12 protein-coding genes and 1 pseudogene are annotated in these 17,002 nt (G+C 53.6%); 3 read left to right on the top strand and 10 right to left on the bottom strand.

The genetic code is table 11. The features are described from left to right. Positions 1-6: 6 nt before the first annotated feature. The 3 genes and pseudogenes from bcsA to bcsR all read right to left on the bottom strand — a co-directional run bounded on the left by bcsA (position 7) and on the right by bcsR (position 3,585). Positions 7-2,628: pseudogene (gene bcsA, locus LZ634_RS00920) on the bottom strand (UDP-forming cellulose synthase catalytic subunit). Continuing rightward, complete coding sequence (gene bcsQ, locus LZ634_RS00925) at positions 2,625-3,374, bottom strand: cellulose biosynthesis protein BcsQ (protein WP_234501872.1); 750 nt, start codon at positions 3,372-3,374, stop codon at positions 2,625-2,627. Before bcsQ ends, bcsA begins: the two are co-directional and overlap by 4 nt. 10 nt (positions 3,375-3,384) lie before the next feature. Then, positions 3,385-3,585: a cellulose biosynthesis protein BcsR gene (bcsR, locus tag LZ634_RS00930; protein ID WP_234501873.1), complete on the bottom strand. Its 201-nt coding sequence runs from the start codon at positions 3,583-3,585 to the stop codon at positions 3,385-3,387. A 314-nt stretch (positions 3,586-3,899) separates the two neighbouring features. Here bcsR and bcsE point away from each other — a divergent pair, with 314 nt between their 5' ends. The 3 genes from bcsE to bcsG are packed head-to-tail and all read left to right on the top strand — an operon-like array spanning position 3,900 to position 7,316. Beyond that, positions 3,900-5,459, top strand: coding sequence for a cellulose biosynthesis protein BcsE (bcsE, locus tag LZ634_RS00935; RefSeq protein ID WP_234501874.1), 1,560 nt, complete (start codon positions 3,900-3,902; stop codon positions 5,457-5,459). Continuing rightward, positions 5,456-5,653, top strand: a complete 198-nt coding sequence (bcsF, locus tag LZ634_RS00940; RefSeq protein WP_234501875.1) for a cellulose biosynthesis protein BcsF — start codon at positions 5,456-5,458, stop codon at positions 5,651-5,653. Before bcsE ends, bcsF begins: the two co-directional genes overlap by 4 nt. After that, entirely contained in the window at positions 5,646-7,316 is a 1,671-nt protein-coding gene (gene bcsG / locus LZ634_RS00945) for a cellulose biosynthesis protein BcsG (protein ID WP_234501876.1), read from the top strand. Before bcsF ends, bcsG begins: the two co-directional genes overlap by 8 nt. A 70-nt stretch (positions 7,317-7,386) precedes the next feature. Here bcsG and dppF read toward each other — a convergent pair whose 3' ends face one another. From dppF to LZ634_RS00980, 7 genes are all read right to left on the bottom strand, one after another. After that, positions 7,387-8,397 (bottom strand): dipeptide ABC transporter ATP-binding subunit DppF, encoded by a 1,011-nt coding sequence (gene dppF, locus LZ634_RS00950; protein ID WP_234501877.1) that lies wholly within the window; start codon positions 8,395-8,397, stop codon positions 7,387-7,389. Continuing rightward, positions 8,394-9,377: a dipeptide ABC transporter ATP-binding protein gene (gene dppD, locus LZ634_RS00955; protein ID WP_234501878.1), complete on the bottom strand. Its 984-nt coding sequence runs from the start codon at positions 9,375-9,377 to the stop codon at positions 8,394-8,396. The genes dppF and dppD overlap by 4 nt, the downstream gene beginning before the upstream one ends. A 10-nt stretch (positions 9,378-9,387) precedes the next feature. Then, positions 9,388-10,290, bottom strand: a complete 903-nt coding sequence (gene dppC, locus LZ634_RS00960) for a dipeptide ABC transporter permease DppC (RefSeq protein WP_234501879.1) — start codon at positions 10,288-10,290, stop codon at positions 9,388-9,390. 9 nt (positions 10,291-10,299) lie between these two features. After that, a complete protein-coding gene (dppB, locus tag LZ634_RS00965; protein WP_234501880.1) occupies positions 10,300-11,319 on the bottom strand; it encodes a dipeptide ABC transporter permease DppB in 1,020 nt (339 codons plus the stop codon). A 159-nt stretch (positions 11,320-11,478) separates the two neighbouring features. Then, positions 11,479-13,086, bottom strand: coding sequence for a dipeptide ABC transporter periplasmic-binding protein DppA (dppA, locus tag LZ634_RS00970; protein ID WP_234501881.1), 1,608 nt, complete (start codon positions 13,084-13,086; stop codon positions 11,479-11,481). 793 nt (positions 13,087-13,879) lie between these two features. Continuing rightward, the gene (eptB, locus tag LZ634_RS00975; protein ID WP_234501882.1) at positions 13,880-15,571 is read right to left on the bottom strand and encodes a kdo(2)-lipid A phosphoethanolamine 7''-transferase; all 1,692 of its coding nucleotides are present in this window, start codon (positions 15,569-15,571) and stop codon (positions 13,880-13,882) included. A 215-nt stretch (positions 15,572-15,786) separates the two neighbouring features. Beyond that, on the bottom strand, positions 15,787-16,989 hold the full coding sequence (locus LZ634_RS00980) for an MFS transporter (protein ID WP_234501883.1): 1,203 nt from the start codon (positions 16,987-16,989) through the stop codon (positions 15,787-15,789). Between the last annotated feature and the right edge of the window lie 13 nt (positions 16,990-17,002).

Below are 17,002 nucleotides of genomic sequence, written 5' to 3' on the forward strand. Positions count from 1 at the left end.
TCATCATTATTGTTGTTGAGCCATAGCCGATAGCGGATGCTCGATAACAGCCTCTCGCTCTGGACGACGCGGTACAAATGAAGCCACCCATGCCACTAGCGAGGTGAGCGACCGGAAAATTTCTTTTGCCACCGGCGGCGCAAACTCGGCCAGGTGACGATAACCACGGAATCCTAGCTTCAGGATATCCATCAGACTTTCCAGCGGTTTATCTTCCGGGAAGCTGTCCTGCCAGAGCGCCCACGTATCCGCGCGCGCAAACGTACACTGCACAAAATCAATATGTTGACGGGTACTCATCGGCAGTAATTTAAGCCCCACTTCACTCCCCTGGACGCGCACAACCTGGGTTGGGAAGACATATTCTTGTTGACCACGCTTGAGCAGTAAGTTGACCTTCTGCTCTTCCAGCACCTGGGCGTCGCCGTTAATGTGGATCCCCACACCGCCGTCGGAGAAGTCGTGTACCGTACAGGAGAAGAGATGGCCATCTTCGCGGGAAATCGCCCCAGGCATTTTAATTTCCACACGGTGCGAGCGGCGCACCTGCTTACTTTCTACCGATACCGCTACTGCGCCACCGAGAATAATCAGGTTGTAGAACACCCATACCAGGCTCACCCAGATGGTGAAATGTTCATCTGCCGGGCCATACATGTAACGCCAGATACCAAACGCCACGCCCACCAGGTTCAGCAGCACCAGGAAGATGTACGGCCGGGAGATGACCCAATCGACATACTCTTCTTTTACCAGGCCGCCCTTCGCCGTGACGTTGAAGGTACCTTTGTGCGGCGCAAACAGCGCGACCATGGTTGGCGGCGCAATATACCAGGCCAACACGGTCTCATAGATTTCGCTCCAGAAAGAGTGACGGTACTTACCCTGAATCTTTGAGTTAGTCAGGCTGGCGTGAATCATGTGCGGCAATACAAACAGCGCAATCATCAACGCCGGAGCGTAGATGATATAGGCGTGCAGCAGCAGGAAGGCCAGCGGAGCCGTCAAGAAGATCAAACGCGGCACACCGGACAAGAAGTGGAACATCGCGTTGAGGTAGCACAACCGTTGAGGCAGCTTCAATCCCTTTCCAAACAATGGGTTATCAAGGCGGAATATTTGCACCATGCCTCGCGCCCAGCGTATTCGCTGGCCGATGTGTGCCGACAAACTTTCGGTTGCCAGCCCCGCCGCCTGCGGTAGACGCATATAGGCAGAGGTGTAACCCAGACGGTGAAGTCGCAGCGAGGTATGCGCATCTTCGGTCACGGTTTCAACAGCAATACCACCGATTGCATCCAGCGGTTCACGTCGGATAACCGCACAGGAGCCGCAGAAGAAGGTGGCATCCCACATGTCGTTACCATCCTGCAGCAGCCCGTAGAACAGCGTCCCTTCGTTCGGCGTTTTACGGAAACGGCCCAGGTTACGTTCAAACGGATCGGGCGAGAAGAAGTGGTGCGGCGTCTGCATCATCGCCAGCTTCTTATCTTTCAGGAACCAGCCCATGGTCATTTGCAGGAACGAGCGCGTCGGCACGTGGTCACAGTCGAAAATAGACACAAACTCGCCTTTCGCATATTTCAAGGCGTTGTTGATGTTCCCGGCTTTCGCGTGTTCGTGGGTGGCTCGGGCAATATATTCTACGCCGACATCCCTGGCGAACTGACGGAACTCCTAGCGATTACCATCATCAAGGATCCAGACCGATATTTTATCTTTCGGCCAGTCGATACCGAGCGAAGCGTAAACGGTATTTTTAACGACGTTAAGGTCTTCGTTATAGGTCGGTATAAAGATGTCCACCGACGGCCATTTGCTGAGATCTTTCGGCAGCGGAACGGGCTGACGGTTCAGCGGCCACACTACCTGGAAGTAGCCGAGCACCAGCACAATCCAGGCATAGGTTTCAGCAAACAGCAGAATCAGCCCGCAGACCAGGCTTGTCGGGTCGTTCCAGTTTAACGTTGAGGTGTAGCGCCACCAGATATAGCGGCAGGATACGGTTAACGACAGGACAATTAGCATCAGCGCGGAGAAGCGCCCTGGAATTCGCCGCACCAACAGCGCAACGCCCCACAGCAACATCAGGAAGATAAACTGCGCCAGCGGCGTAAACGGCTGAGTCACGCACACCAGCGCCAGAATCAACGACAATGTGACGACCACACCCAGAATTAAGCGTCGTAATTTCGGGCTAAGGTGTGCCAGCTCTTTCTTATCGTCAAGATGGCCGGTTTGCAGAGTTACCCGTTCTGGCAACTTGTGCAGCCACTGGGTATAACGCTCACGCAGATTCTCAATGCTCGCGCGAGGACGCCACTCGGTCGGTTTACGTTCCTCTGGCGGCTTGCTGACAATCAGCCAGATGGCCTGCAGCACATATCGCAGTGGGTCCAGCGGGCGAGGACGATGGCAATCAATATGAGGGAACAGTTGTTCATGACGTTCGCGCATCGCCTGAAAACGCGGGTTTTCCAGGGGCATCACTATCCAGGCCATTGCCACCCAGAAACACGCCAGCGTCGCGCTAAGCCAGGAGGACCCGGCACGACGATAGCCCTGGTAGCGCGTCTGTAAACGCGCGTATACCGACGGGACAAAAATCCAGTGGGCAAGGCGAATCATGCTTCGCTCTCCACCGCCTGCTGGCTGGCATAGTGCATCAGACACCAGTTGGCGAGGGTGATCATCTCTTCGGCAGCCAGAGAATCATGACGATATTCGCCTAGCGGTTGTTTATTGGCGAGGCTTTCCGCCATCGCTTCATCCGCGTGCACCACGACCGGCAGCATCCGACGTTGAGTCTGTAGCCATACCTGGAAGAGGTCTTCCTGTAACGGGCTACTCATCCGCAGACCGTTAATCAGCAGGTTTGAATCAGCGGGCTGCAGCTGTTGATGTAAACGGATATGGCAGTTGGCATCGAGTTGAACAATCGTTAACGTGTGGTGGCAGATATCCACCAGAGAAGGCGTCCAGGGGTAGAAGCCGTGCGGGAGGTCGATCAGTATCCACTGATAGCGCCCCTGGCGCTGTAGCGTTTGTGCAATATCGACGATTGCCGCGAGCGTATTGCTAAGCGCGCCAATATTTTGCTGCTCGCCGGCCTGCAATTTGCCAAATGGCAGTACATCAATCTGTGCCGTGTAACGTAAAGCGGTATCGCGCCAGTCTTGTCCGTCGATCACTGCGCGGGCCCAACCGCTATGACGGTCGATATCATCGTTGAACGACAGGCGCAGCATATTGTCAGGACAGGCATCGATAACTAACACCGACTCCCCAAGCAACTGCAATGACCACGCAAGAGCTGCTGTGATAGACGTCGCGCCAACGCCGCCACGGATGCCCTGTAATCCCAGAATAGCCATTATGGCTTCCTTATTTTTGTTCGACTTTTTGTTCTGCAAACTCTGCCAGCAGCGGCCAACGCTTAAACGCGGCGGCTAATTTTTCACGCTGGGAAATATCAGTGTAATCTATATCGGGCAAGGAGAAAGCCCGGCTCAATGCGAGAAAATCGTTCTGAAAAGTATAACCTAGTTGAGAATCCACAGATGTTTTGGGTTCATTATCTGACATTTTTATGTGCCCTCAGAAATCAAAGTCCGAATACGCCGCGTCAATCGAAGGGCAACCTTTCCAGGAAATTCGTTTATACTCATCATACTTTCGATTGCAGATGCGTCGCTTTGCGTTCACTCATCTCAACCACATAGTTATGCAAAATAGTTATGCAGGTTTCAGGAAAGTTACATACTTATCACCTGACGATAACTCGTGCTATTTAGAGTATACATGCTAAATCTGATGCTATTTAATTTCAATATTAGGTTTATTCTGCCGTTTACACTAGTAAACTTATACGCAGAATTATCGTCGATAAGAGGGACACGATGAACCCCATATTTACTCTTGGCATCCAGTCATTGTGGGATGAAGTGAGCCATATGCCGACTGGCGGCGTGTGGTGGATTAATACCGACCGCCATGAAGATGCCGTCAGCCTGCTTAATCAGACGCTATCCGCACAGCAAAACGATGCGAAGGTAGCCGTGGTAAGCATGGGGGAAAACCCCAATGACATCATTGAAATAAACGATAATCGTGGCCCGAAAAAAATTTCACTATTCACCATGCAGAATAACCCAGATGGTCTATACTGCATGCGCCGCGATTTGCTCTGTACATTAGATCCCAAAGATTATTTGGTGATCCTTTTATGCTCCCACAATACGTGGGGAAACATTCCTTCCGCTAAACTCCAGCATTGGTTGAACAAAACTCAGCAATGGGCAAAATACCATCAATGCACTTTGTTAGTACTAAATCCTGGAATCAACGCCGATACTCAGACCTCGTTATTATTAGGTGAGTATCGTTCGCTTTCAGGTCTGGCAAGTTTACGTTACCAGGGTGATAGTCAACTTCTGGATATTGTTTTCTGGGCTAACGAAAAAGGCGTAAGCGCACGTCAACAGCTGCTAATTAATCAAAAAGACGATGGCTGGCATTTAGCTCAGGATGAAGTTGCGAACGTTCAGCCACGCAGCGATGAAAAAACGGTACTGAGTAATATCAATATTCTTGAAGGGGCTCCGGCACTTTCAGAACACTGGATGTTATTTGATACCAATGACGCCGTCTTTAATGCCGCACGTACCGCGCAGGCGGCTACGGTCATATTCTCACTTTCGCAAAATAGCCAGATAGAGGCTCTTGCCCGCAACATTCATACGCTGCGTCGCCAGCGCGGCAGTGCGATAAAACTTATCGTCCGTGAAACAACGGCCTGTTTACGTGCCACCGATGAACGTCTGTTATTAAGCTGTGGTGCAAACGTGGTGATTCCGGCCTCGGCACCGTTATCTCGCAGCCTGACGTTAATCGAAAGCGTACAAACACAGCAGTACACCCGCCACGTACCAGAAGATTTAACCACCCTGCTGGCCAATACGGAACCGCTGAAACTGAAAGGTTATCAGACGTGGGATGTATTCTGCGATGGAGTGCAGAGAATCGTGAACAATACGCTGTTACCGGCTGACGGTAAGGGCGTCATGGTGGCTCTGCGCCCGGCACCAGGCCTGCGTGTTGAGCAGGCGCTGACCCTTTGTCGTCCGCACCGTATGGGCGATATAGTGACGATTGCTGACCGCCGCCTGGTACTGTTCCTGCCATTCTGCCGGGTTAACGACCTCGACAAAGCGCTGAACCATATCTTCCCGCTGCCAACCGGCGATATTTTCTCTAACCGTATGATTTGGTTTGAAGATAAACAAATCGCTGCGGAGCTGGTCAACATGCGCGATGTGAAGCCTGAGCTGTGGACCAAGCCGCTGGATATTGCGCCAAAACCGAAAAACGTGATTAACGCGACCTATGAAGGCAATGCCTGGCGCCGTTATCCTGAGCCTATGCGCCTGTCTACAGAGACCGGAGAGAAACCGTCATGATGTCGATAAGCGATATTATTCAACTTGTTGTGCTTTGTGCGCTGATCTTTTTCCCGCTGGGCTATCTGGCGCGCCATCATCAGCGACGCGTAGTGAACACATTCCGTCTGATCTTTCTTAAACCCCGTTATGTTAAACCAGTAGGCGTATTACGCCGGGATCTGGCCGTCAGGGCAAAATCAAAAAATGACTAAATCGACGCAAAACGCCGCCACTACCCCTTCCCCGCTTTGGCATTATTGGCGGGGGCTATCCGGCTGGAACTTTTATTTCCTGGTCAAGTTTGGCTTACTGTGGGCTGGATACCTGAATTTCCACGCCATGATGAACCTGGTGTTCATGGCGTTCTTACTCTTCCCGCTGCCTAACAGCCGACTGCATCGCTGGCGGCAGTGGATTGCCATTCCCGTTGGGTTTGCCCTGTTCTGGCATGATACCTGGCTGCCGGGCCCGGAAAGCATCATGAGCCAAGGGTCACAGGTCGCCGGTTTTAGCGCCGACTATCTGTGGGATCTGGTGACTCGCTTCATCAACTGGCAGATGATCGGTGCATTCTTTGTGCTGCTCGTTGCCTGGTTATTCTTAAATCAATGGCTTCGCCTGACCGTCTTTGTGGTCATCGCGATGATATGGGTCAACCTGACTGCGCTGCTCGGCCCTTCCTTTACGCTGTGGCCAACCGGGCAAAACGGCGGCGCAACCACCGTCCAGACGACGGCCCCAACCACGACAACAGCGGACTCCTCTAGCAGCGATATTCCGCCACAAACCGCCGCGCCAACGTCCGATAACCTGAACGCCTGGCTCACCAGCTTCTACGCTTCTGAAAGCAAGCGCGCCACCACGTTCCCAACGCAGCTTCCCGCAGACGCACAGCCGTTTGACCTGCTGGTCATTAATATCTGTTCTCTGGCGACGTCCGATATCGAAGCCGCAGGATTGCTGCAGCACCCGCTGTGGTCCCACTTTGACATTCGCTTTAGCGATTTCAACTCCGCGACCTCTTACAGCGGCCCGGCGGCTATCCGTTTGCTGCGCGCCAGCTGCGGTCAGCCATCGCATACTGACCTGTATCAGCCGGCAGGCAACCAGTGCTACCTGTTCGATAATTTATCCAAACTGGGCTTTACCCAACATCTGGCGCTGGACCACGACGGTGTATTTGGTAACTTCCTGAAAGAAGTGCGTGAGTACGGCGGTATGCAAAGCCCGCTGATGGATCAAAGCAATCTGCCGGTTAACCTGCGTTCCTTTGATAACTCACCGGTATACGACGATCTGGCCGTACTGAACCGTTGGTTAAAAAATGAAGAGACCGCTGCAGGTGGGCGTACGGCGACCTTCTATAACATTCTGCCGCTGCACGATGGCAACCACGAGCCGGGACAGAGCAAGCCCGCAGATTACAAAGTTCGCGCGCAGAAACTGTTTGATGAACTGGATGCCTTCTTTACCGAGCTGGAAAAATCGGGTCGTAAAGTGATGGTCGTTGTGGTGCCTGAGCATGGTGCGGCGCTGCAGGGCGATAAAATGCAGGTCTCTGGTCTGCGTGATATCCCAAGCCCGTCCATTACCCACGTTCCGGCAGCCGTTAAATTCTTCGGCATGAAGGCGCCGCATCAGGGCACGGCGATTGATATCAACAAACCAAGCAGCTATCTGGCTATTTCTGAGCTGGTTGCCCGCGCCGTTGACGGCAAAATCTTCACCGAAGATAACGTCGACTGGTCAGCCTACACCGGTAATCTGCCGCAGACAGCCGCAGTGTCCGAAAACGCCAACGCCGTTGTCGTTCAGTACCAGGGCAAACCATACGTTCGTCTGAACGGCGGTGCATGGGTGCCATATCCGCAATAACAACAAAAAGGCCGCCGGGTGTTACCCCGGCGGCCCAATTCATTTCCCTTCTTAGCAAAACGCCTTTCTGCTATACCGCTTTCTCTGGATTCTCATCCTGATCGACCGCGAAACATGCCACAAGCTGTCCACCATAGTCTTTCAACTGCGGCTGAAGCTGAGTGCACGGTCCAAAACGACGGCGGCAGCGGGCGTTGAATGCGCAACCCGGAGGCGGGTTCAGCGGGCTTGGCAGTTCACCGGTCAGCTTAATACGCTCACGACGCTCATCCGGGTTCAAGCGCGGTGTGGCGGAGAGCAGCGCCTGGGTGTACGGATGTTGAGGGTTGTTGAAGATCTGGTCCTTCGTCCCTTTCTCTACGCAGCGCCCCAGATACATCACCATCACTTCATCGGCGATATGCTCCACCACCGACAGGTCGTGGGAGATAAAGACATAGGACAGCCCCAGCTCCTGCTGCAAATCCATCATCAGGTTTAATACCTGCGCACGCACGGAAACGTCGAGCGCAGAGACCGGTTCGTCGGCAATCACCACGTCGGGATCGAGCATCAAGCCACGGGCAATCGCAATACGCTGACGCTGACCGCCGGAGAACATGTGCGGGTAGCGGTCATAGTGCTCGGTTTTCAGCCCCACTTTCGCCATCATCGCCAGCGCCTTTTCACGGCGCTGCTCTTTGCTAAGTGAAGTATTTATCTGCAATGGCTCTTCCAGAATCTGCCCCACTTTCTTACGCGGGTTCAGGGAACCGTACGGGTTCTGGAACACAATCTGGATTTTCTGCCGACGCAGTTTCTGTGCGTGCGGGTCGTGCTTGAGCAGATCCTGACCCTGGTAATAGAGCTCACCGCCGGTCGGGATTTCAATCATCGTCAACAGGCGGCCCAGGGTGGATTTTCCACAGCCCGATTCACCCACGACCGCCAGCGTTTTACCGCGTTCGAGGGTAAACGATACGCCGTCCAGCGCTTTAACCAGGCGCTCAGGGGCAAAAAAACCCTTCTTCACCGGGTAGTGTTTTTTCAGGTCAATGGCTTGCAGCAGCGGCTGCTGCGAGGTGGCCTCGTGCGTACTCATAGTGTGGGCCTCCCGGCATCATCGAGTGGGTAGTGGCATTTCGACTGGCGACCGCCATTAAGCAGATTCAGTTCAGGTTCAACGCTGCGGCATTTATCGGTTGCATACGGACAGCGCGGGTTCAGCAGACAGCCGTTCGGGCGATCGTATTTACCCGGCACCACGCCCGGCAACGACGCCAGACGCGCTTTATCCTGAGCAAATTCCGGCAGCGCGCGCAGCAAGGCCTGGGTATACGGATGACGAGGGGCGCGGAAAATATCATTTGCCGCCCCGGTTTCCACCACCTGGCCTGCGTACATCACAATAATTTTGTGTGCCGCTTCCGCCACCAGCGCCAGATCGTGAGTGATCAGAATCAGCGCCATGTTCTCTTTTTGCTGCAGTTCCAGCAGCAGCTCAATGATCTGCGCCTGAATAGTTACATCCAGCGCCGTCGTCGGTTCATCGGCAATCAACAGCTTCGGACGACAGGCGATGGCCATCGCAATCATCACGCGCTGACTCATGCCACCGGAAAGCTGGTGCGGATAAACGTCAAGACGTGATGCCGGGTCCGGAATACCCACCTGATTGAGCAGGTCAATCGCCCGCTGACGGCGGGTTTTCTTGTTACCGCCCTGATGCACCTTGATGGCTTCCATAATCTGGAAACCGACGGTGTAGCACGGGTTAAGGCTGGTCATCGGATCCTGGAAGATCATCGCCACTTCGGCGCCCACCAGATTACGACGTTCTTTCTCTGAAATGCGTTTCAGATCCTGACCGTTGAACTGCAGGCTCTCGGCCATTACGCGGCCGGGATAGTCAATCAGCCCCATGATCGCCAGCGAGCTGACGGATTTCCCGGAGCCGGATTCCCCAACGATACCGACCACTTCACCCTGATTTACGCTGTAGCTCACGCGGTCTACGGCTTTAAACGGTGTGCCTTCGTCACCAAAGTGCACCGATAATTTATCTACATTTAATAACGCCATCTCGAACCTCTTACTGCTTCAGTTTGGGATCGAGCGCGTCACGCAGACCGTCACCCATCAGGTTAAATGCCAGCACCGTCAGCAAAATCGCCAGGCCCGGGAAGGTCACAACCCACCAGGCGCTTTGCGCGAACTGCAGAACGTCAGAGAGCATGGTGCCCCATTCCGGCGTAGGCGGCTGTGCGCCCATCCCCAGGAAGCCAAGGGCAGCCATATCGAGAATGGCGTTAGAAAAACCGAGCGACGCCTGAACAATCAGCGGCGCCAGGCAGTTTGGGAAAATATTAACGAACATCTGGCGCATCGCACCGGCACCCGCCACGCGAGAGGCGGTCACGTAGTCGCGGTTGACCTCCACCAGCACCGCCGCGCGCGTTAAGCGGACGTAGTGCGGTAAGGCAACAAAGGTCAGCGCCAGCGCGGCGTTACCAATAGAAGGACCGAAGATCGCCACCAGTACCAGCGCCAGCAGCAGGCTTGGCAGGGCCAGCATGATATCGACGACGCGCATGATGATGTTGTCGACGATGCCGCCGAAGTAACCGGCAACCAGCCCCAGCACAACCCCCATGACCAACGAAAGCACGACCACCAGACAGCCTACCAGCAGCGACAGGCGCGCGCCATACATCAGGCGCGACAGCACATCGCGGCCGACGTCATCGGTACCAAACAGATGCGCCCATGAGCCACCTTCCTGCCACGCAGGCGGTGCCAGAAGGGTATCGCGGAACTGATCCGCCGGGTTATACGGCGCAATCCAGTTGGCGAAAATGGCAATAAACAGCACGATGGCCACGTAGACAAGGCCAATGACGGCGCCTTTATTGCGTTTAAAGTAGTGCCAGAATTCCTGGAAAGGGGTCATCGGCACCGGTGCGGACACCGCTTTGTTCTCAGTAACTTGTGTCATGACGGCCCCTTACTTCTTATGACGGATGCGCGGGTTTACCACGCCGTACAGCAGGTCTACCAGCAGGTTGACGAGAATAATCATCGTCGCCACCAGCAGCACCCCGCCCTGAACCACCGGATAGTCGCGGCGCTGCAGAGCATCAATCAACCAGCGTCCCAGGCCAGGCCAGGAGAAGATGGTTTCCGTCAAAATTGCCCCGGCCAGCAGCGTACCGACCTGAAGGCCGATAACGGTGACCACCGGCAGCATCGCGTTACGCAGCGCGTGAACCACGATGACGCGCATCCGGGTCAACCCCTTGGCGCGGGCGGTACGGATGTAATCTTCACCCAGCACTTCCAGCATCGACGAACGGGTCATACGCACGATAACCGCCAGAGGGATCGTGCCAAGCACCATCGCTGGCAAAATCATATGCGCCAGCGCATCGATAAAGTTACCCTCTTCGCCCCAGATGGCGGTATCAATCAGCATGAAACCGGTCAGCGGGTTACTGTCATCAAGGAACACCATATCGCTGACGCGCCCGGAGACCGGTGTCAGGTTCCACTGCACCGATACCAGCATAATCAGCATCATGCCCCACCAGAAAATCGGCATGGAGTAGCCGGTCAGCGCCAGGCCAACCGCGGTATGATCGAAGATGGAACCGCGTTTAACCGCAGCCAATACGCCAACCGGGATCCCGACGGCGATAGCAAAAATCATGGCGCAGATACCGAGTTCCAGCGTCGCTTTAAAACGCGGCACGAACTCGTCCCACACCGGAAGTCGGCTTTTTAATGAAATCCCTAAGTCACCGTGCAGTACACCCCAGATATAGTGGAGGTACTGTTGCCACATCGGCTTATCGAGGCCGAGTTCAGCCAGCAGCTGGGCGTGGCGCTCAGGGGAAATACCACGTTCGCCGGCCATAATCATCACCGGATCGCCGGGGATCATATGCACGAAGGCAAACGTCAGGAGGGTGATACCGATAAACGTTGGGATCACCAGACCCAACCGTTTGAGGATAAACTGCAACATAGCCCTGATTCTCTATAATGACGGCCCGCCTGGTCACAGGACGTCTGTATTGCTCACAAATCTGCCGCCAGCCTCAAATGAGGCAGACGCAGATACGGCGCGGCTTCCCACCCCAAGGGGGGTAGGAAGCGTGCGCTGCCGGTTAAGGCGTCGTCTTTATTATTCGATGGATACGTTTTCGAAGTGGTGCTTACCTAATGGATCAACCACATAGCCTTTGACTTCTTTACGCACCGGCTCGTATACGGTGGAGTGGGCAACAATCAGCGCTGGCGCTTGATCGTGCATCACTACCTGAGCCTGTTTGTACAGTTCAACGCGTTTTTCGTGGTTGTCGGTCGCACGTGCCGGCTGAATCAGATCTTCAAACGGCTTGTAGCACCAGCGGGAGTAGTTGGAGCCATCTTTCGCCGCCGCGCAGCTGAACAGTGTCGCGAAGAAGTTGTCCGGATCCCCATTGTCGCCGGTCCAGCCCATCATGACAGCCTGGTGTTCACCGGCTTTCGCACGCTTGAGGTATTCACCCCACTCGTAGGTCACGATTTTGGCCTGTACGCCGATTTTCGCCCAGTCAGCCTGAATCATCTCAGCCATACGGCGAGCGTTCGGGTTGTATGGACGCTGTACCGGCATCGCCCACAGCTCAACGGTGAAACCTTTATCCTGGCCCGCTTCTTTCAGCAGCGCCTTCGCTTTTTCCGGATCGTAGGTATAGTCTTTGACGTCGTCGTTATAGCCCCACATGGTAGGTGGGATCAGGTTCTTAGCCGCAACGCCTGCACCCTGATAAACCGCTTTGATGATCGCTTCTTTGTTTACCGCGTAGGTCAGCGCCTGACGCACTTTCACGTCATCAAACGGTTTTTTCTCGGTGTTGAAGGAGAGGTAACCTACGTTCAGGCCTGCCTGTTCCATCAGATTGATGTTCTTGTCTTCTTTCATGCGCGCGATGTCAGCCGGGTTCGGGTACGGCATCACCTGGCATTCGTTCTTCTGCAGCTTAGCGTAACGCACGGAAGCGTCAGGCGTGATGGAGAAGACCAGACGGTCGATCTGCGGCTTGGTGCCCCAGTAGCCCGGGAACGCTTTGTACAGAATACGAGAGTCTTTCTGGTACTGCTGCAGCTGGAATGGACCGGTACCGATTGGGTTCAGGTCAACTTTCTCCGGCGAACCGGCTTTCAGCATGTTGTCAGCATATTCTTTTGACAGAATAGAGGCAAAGTCCATCGCCAGGTCAGCCAGGAATGGCGCTTCTGGACGGGTCAGAACGAATTGAACGGTATTATCGTCGACTTTTTTCACTTCGCTAATCAGGTCTTGCAGGCCCATGCCTTCAAAGTATTCATAGCTGCCGCCAGAGACTTTGTGGTACGGGTTTTGGGCATTTTTCTGACGGTCGAAGGAGAAGACGATATCGTCGGCGTTCATATCACGCGTCGGTTTAAAGTCTTTGTTGTCCTGCCACTTCACGCCAGGGCGAAGGTGGAAGGTATAGGTTTTGCCGTCTGCGCTGATGTCCCACTTCTCAGCCAGACCCGGAACGATTTCCGTGGTACCGGTTTTGAATTCAACCAGACGGTTATAGATTGGTACGGAGCTGGCATCATAGGTGGTGCCAGACGTGAAGAGCTGTGGGTTAAAGCCTTCCGGCGAGCCTTCTGAACAATAAACCAGGGTTTTCGCCTGTACGCTGGCAGCAACGGTCATAGCGACCAGGCTCAGACCCAGCTTCAGCATCCCTGACTTCTTCAAGGAAATACTCATTATTCTGCTCCAAAGTGATTTGTGTTGTTTTTACCCTTTGCATTGGGTTACACCGCCTGGCCTTTATTTGTGTTTTACCCGGCTTGGTCGATGTGTTGTAGAGGCGGGATTCCTTTCACTGGAACAACTGAGTTGCAGCGCGGATTCTCCATGAAATGCCCCTCATGCCCTACAATCTGTCAACAGAATGTGAAAACGTCAATACAGTTGTCCGGGATTTGTATTGAAGGTGAGAATGGATGGGCAAAGATTAAAAAAACCCCGAAGGGCTATTTTCAGCAGAGAAATTTATGCTATGGGCACTAAAGCAGAGTTATTCACTTAATACTTTGCAACATCTAGTGATTAACAATTAGCCTATATGTGAAAAATTTATTTCGATATGATGAATATCTGAGCGATTAATGCCATGAACGTTAAAACGCACAGGGGAAAATGCTGGGCCGAGCCATAAGCAGCGTGAAAAAAGATTCGTCTATGCATAAAAAAAAGCAATGGAATATGTCACAGAATTGTGAACAAACAGGGGAAGAGTTTGTGGCATTGGACCGTGAGGCTGCATCTTAGTTTTCGCCCCCGGGGGAGTTGATATCCCGGAGGCTAGACATAAAAAACCGCTCAAAGAGCTAACACCGTTCAGTTAAGTAAAGCGATTAGGGGAAACGCCGGGATTTGGTTCCCGGAGGGACGCCAAACCCGGTGGTCGCCCCGGGTATCTCAATCTTATACTGACGGTGTTACTCATAGAGCGATTTTTGGTCTGGCCCGTAATTGTCCCGTCAAGAGAAAGCCATTACTGCGCTGTTACTGCCTTCTCCGGGACATGGCACCAGTTGTTGTACTCATTAATGCCACCGTTTGGCGAGGTGTAGCCCAAACATCCCATAATGGTGTCGTAAAGCTCAACGTGACGCTTTGGCTGCTTCATCGCCGCCTGCTGTTGCAGGTAGGCGAATGACCGGGCATGGTCCGGGTTTTCCAGATACTTATCCGACATCCAAACCATCATCGGCACTCGGAACTGCTCCGGTGGTGCCATCTTGCGCGGCGTTCCGTGCAGACGCTCATGCTCGTTGATCGACTCCCCGTGATCGGCGGCAAAGAAGACAATCGCCTTTTTATCGCGCATCTGGTCAAACACATTCACCAGGAAGTGGTCGACGTAGGTTATCGAGTTATCGTAGGAGTTAATCAGCTCCGCCTTGGTGCATTTATCGTCCACGTTCACACACTCCGGCTGCCACTTCGCAAAGCTGCGTGGGTAGCGCTGGGTATAGTTAAAGTGTGAGCCTTTGGTATGAAGAATAATCAGATGCTTACCGTCTACACCGCTGCGCGCCAGCACGTTTTTAAGCTCATCGGCGAGCAGCATGTCATCCACGCTTTTGCCACGGTTACGCGGCTCTGCGCCAATCTGCTCGCGATAGGCGATGTTATTTGCCATGGTGTTGCTGTAGAACCACAGCTCACTTTGCATCGCCATCAGATCGCCGGTGAAGCCCAACTGGTGCAGCACGGCAAACACGTTTTGCTCTTTGACCGTACGCTGCGGATTATCGCTGGCCCCACCCTGCCGCACGAACATGCAGCGCAGCGACAGCTTGGTGGCGGTATCGCAAGAGTAGCCGCGGAACGCGACCAGGTTTTTCTCTTTGGCCAGCTCAGGCGTGGTATTACGCTCATAGCCAAACAGCCCCATATGATCCCAGCGGGTCGTTTCCCCGATAATAAACACCACGTAGATGTCATCGATCCCCTCAGGCGCGACGTAGGTGAATTTTTTAGCCGGGTCGATAAGCTCTTTGGTATCAAAAGATTCATCGATCTGCGTCCAACCGTACAGGCTCAGCGCAGAAACCCAGTTGCTCGGTAAATAGGAGTTTGCCAGCACGCCGCCGTAGCTTGGCAAATCAACCTGCGATAGGCGCTCACTCTCTTTGAGATGGGCTTCCATCAGGCGAATCGGCCCCCACACCAGCAGCGCACAAACAAGAATAATTGCCACGCTGCGTATCCGCTGGCCCGGCGTACGCAGCTGCTGTAGCAGCGTGTCACGCGCGCCGTTAAGCCAAATGAACACCAGCGGCACGATACTGGTCATTACCAGCCATGAGATAAAATGCCAGCCCACCACCTCTTTGGAGAGATCCACGTCGGTGGTCATCACCGACGCAATAATGCCGTAGCCAATAACCACATTCAGATTGGTCATGTAGTAGCTGGCACCGGCGGAAATCAGTACCACTAGCGTGGCCAGTACCTTCCACAACGTGCGTCCACCGAGTGACAGTAAGCGCAGCAAGAAAAAAGTCGCGAGCACGGGGCCAACAACTTCAATAGCAATGAAAATCCCTTTATCGACGCTAAAATCCTGCAGGTACCCTTCAAACCGACGGACAAACACGGAATAGTTCATCAACCAGCCGATGTAAACCGCCAGCAGCATACACAGCATCTGCTGGGACATCGTTTTTATGTATTTCATGAAAAAACCCTGGGAAAAGGGAAAACCAAAGGCGGGTGGCAAACGACAGCAGTCAGTTGATCCGCGAATAATTGTCATGAGCCATTAAGGACTCATACGCAAGCGCGGTAAGTAGACAACAAGAAAGGGGAAAAGTATTCGGAGGGATCGTGATCTAGCCAGATATTTACAAAAATACCTGGCCAGAATCTACTTAATAAGTGAGGAAATTATTTTTAAGCGTGAGCTTCGCGCAGAATTTCCGTTTTTGGCTGGCGGATAGTCGTCGACAACGCCAGGGAAATAATCAACAGTGCGAAGATAACGCAGAAGGTCACGTAGAAGCCGCCGAACAGCGAAGCTATCAGCGAGCCGCAGATGCTGCCAATCCCGAAACCTAAGTAAATCACCCCGTAGTTTTTCGCCAGATTATTCAGACCAAAGAATTCACTCACCAGCGATGGGAAGACGGTAATGGTGCCACCGAAGTTGAAGGCCACACAGGCAATCGCCGCGAAGAAGGTCACTTCGTTAAGCGGGGCGAACAACAGCGCAGCCATCCCCACCAGGGAGATAATCTGGCCGATGGTGATAACGCGGATACGAGAGATTTTATCGGAAAGGATACCCAGTACCAGACGGCCGCTCAGGTTCGCAATCGAGATAATCGTCACCGCGTTGGCGGCAGTCGCCAGGTCCAGATGCACCATGCCCTGCGCAATATCTTTTGCCACACCGATGACATACAGGCCGCTCATACAGGCGGTCAGGAACATCACTGCCAACATCCAGTACTGTGGTTTACGCATGGATTCAGCCAGCGTGAAGTCGTTCTCCATTACGCCGTTATGGCTGGCAACGGCCTGGTTTGGTGCGTCTTTCATCAGCATTGCGCCAAAGACAATCATCACCAGCACAATCGCGCCCCAGATCATGAAGGTTTTTTCCAGGCCGACGGTTTCCAGCAGATGGCTGTCGATGAATTTGAAACCGAGGCTGCCTAAACCGTAGGAACCGATAGCGAAGGCGGAAATCAGCCCTTTGCGTTCCGGGAACCATTTAACGCAGTTGGACAACGTCAGCAGATAGCCCGCACCATCGGCAAGGCCAACAATCACCCCGGCGCTCAGCCACAACATTGGCAGGCTGTTCGCGTGTGCGGTCAGGAAGAAGCCGAGTCCCAGCAGAATACCGGAAGCCATGGTGACGTGCTTAACGCCAAAACGCTCCTGCAGCTTACCGGCAACGGAGGATGAAATAGCCAGGCCCAGGCTTAATAAACCAAAGGAGAACGCCACCTGGCTGACCGAGGCATCCAGCTTGGTGGACAGCGCGCTGTTGAACAAGCTCCAGGTATACACAGAGCCTAACGCGAATTGGGTGATGATGGTGCCGAATAATGTCAGCCAGCGGGTATTATTTTTAGTTGCAGCGTTCATGATGAAGATGCCT

The organism is Kluyvera intermedia (assembly GCF_021440345.1).
GTDB lineage: Bacteria > Pseudomonadota > Gammaproteobacteria > Enterobacterales > Enterobacteriaceae > Kluyvera > Kluyvera intermedia_A.

Excerpts from the sequence above, each read along its gene's own strand:
- bcsR (WP_234501873.1), bottom strand. The coding sequence starts at position 3,585 with ATGTCAGATAATGAACCCAAAACATCTGTGGATTCTCAACTAGGTTAT.
- bcsE (WP_234501874.1), top strand. The coding sequence starts at position 3,900 with ATGAACCCCATATTTACTCTTGGCATCCAGTCATTGTGGGATGAAGTG.
- dppF (WP_234501877.1), bottom strand. The coding sequence starts at position 8,397 with ATGAGTACGCACGAGGCCACCTCGCAGCAGCCGCTGCTGCAAGCCATT.
- bcsQ (WP_234501872.1), bottom strand. The coding sequence starts at position 3,374 with ATGGCTATTCTGGGATTACAGGGCATCCGTGGCGGCGTTGGCGCGACG.
- dppB (WP_234501880.1), bottom strand. The coding sequence starts at position 11,319 with ATGTTGCAGTTTATCCTCAAACGGTTGGGTCTGGTGATCCCAACGTTT.
- eptB (WP_234501882.1), bottom strand. The coding sequence starts at position 15,571 with ATGAAATACATAAAAACGATGTCCCAGCAGATGCTGTGTATGCTGCTG.
- bcsF (WP_234501875.1), top strand. The coding sequence starts at position 5,456 with ATGATGTCGATAAGCGATATTATTCAACTTGTTGTGCTTTGTGCGCTG.
- bcsG (WP_234501876.1), top strand. The coding sequence starts at position 5,646 with ATGACTAAATCGACGCAAAACGCCGCCACTACCCCTTCCCCGCTTTGG.
- dppC (WP_234501879.1), bottom strand. The coding sequence starts at position 10,290 with ATGACACAAGTTACTGAGAACAAAGCGGTGTCCGCACCGGTGCCGATG.
- dppA (WP_234501881.1), bottom strand. The coding sequence starts at position 13,086 with ATGAGTATTTCCTTGAAGAAGTCAGGGATGCTGAAGCTGGGTCTGAGC.
- dppD (WP_234501878.1), bottom strand. The coding sequence starts at position 9,377 with ATGGCGTTATTAAATGTAGATAAATTATCGGTGCACTTTGGTGACGAA.
- LZ634_RS00980 (WP_234501883.1), bottom strand. The coding sequence starts at position 16,989 with ATGAACGCTGCAACTAAAAATAATACCCGCTGGCTGACATTATTCGGC.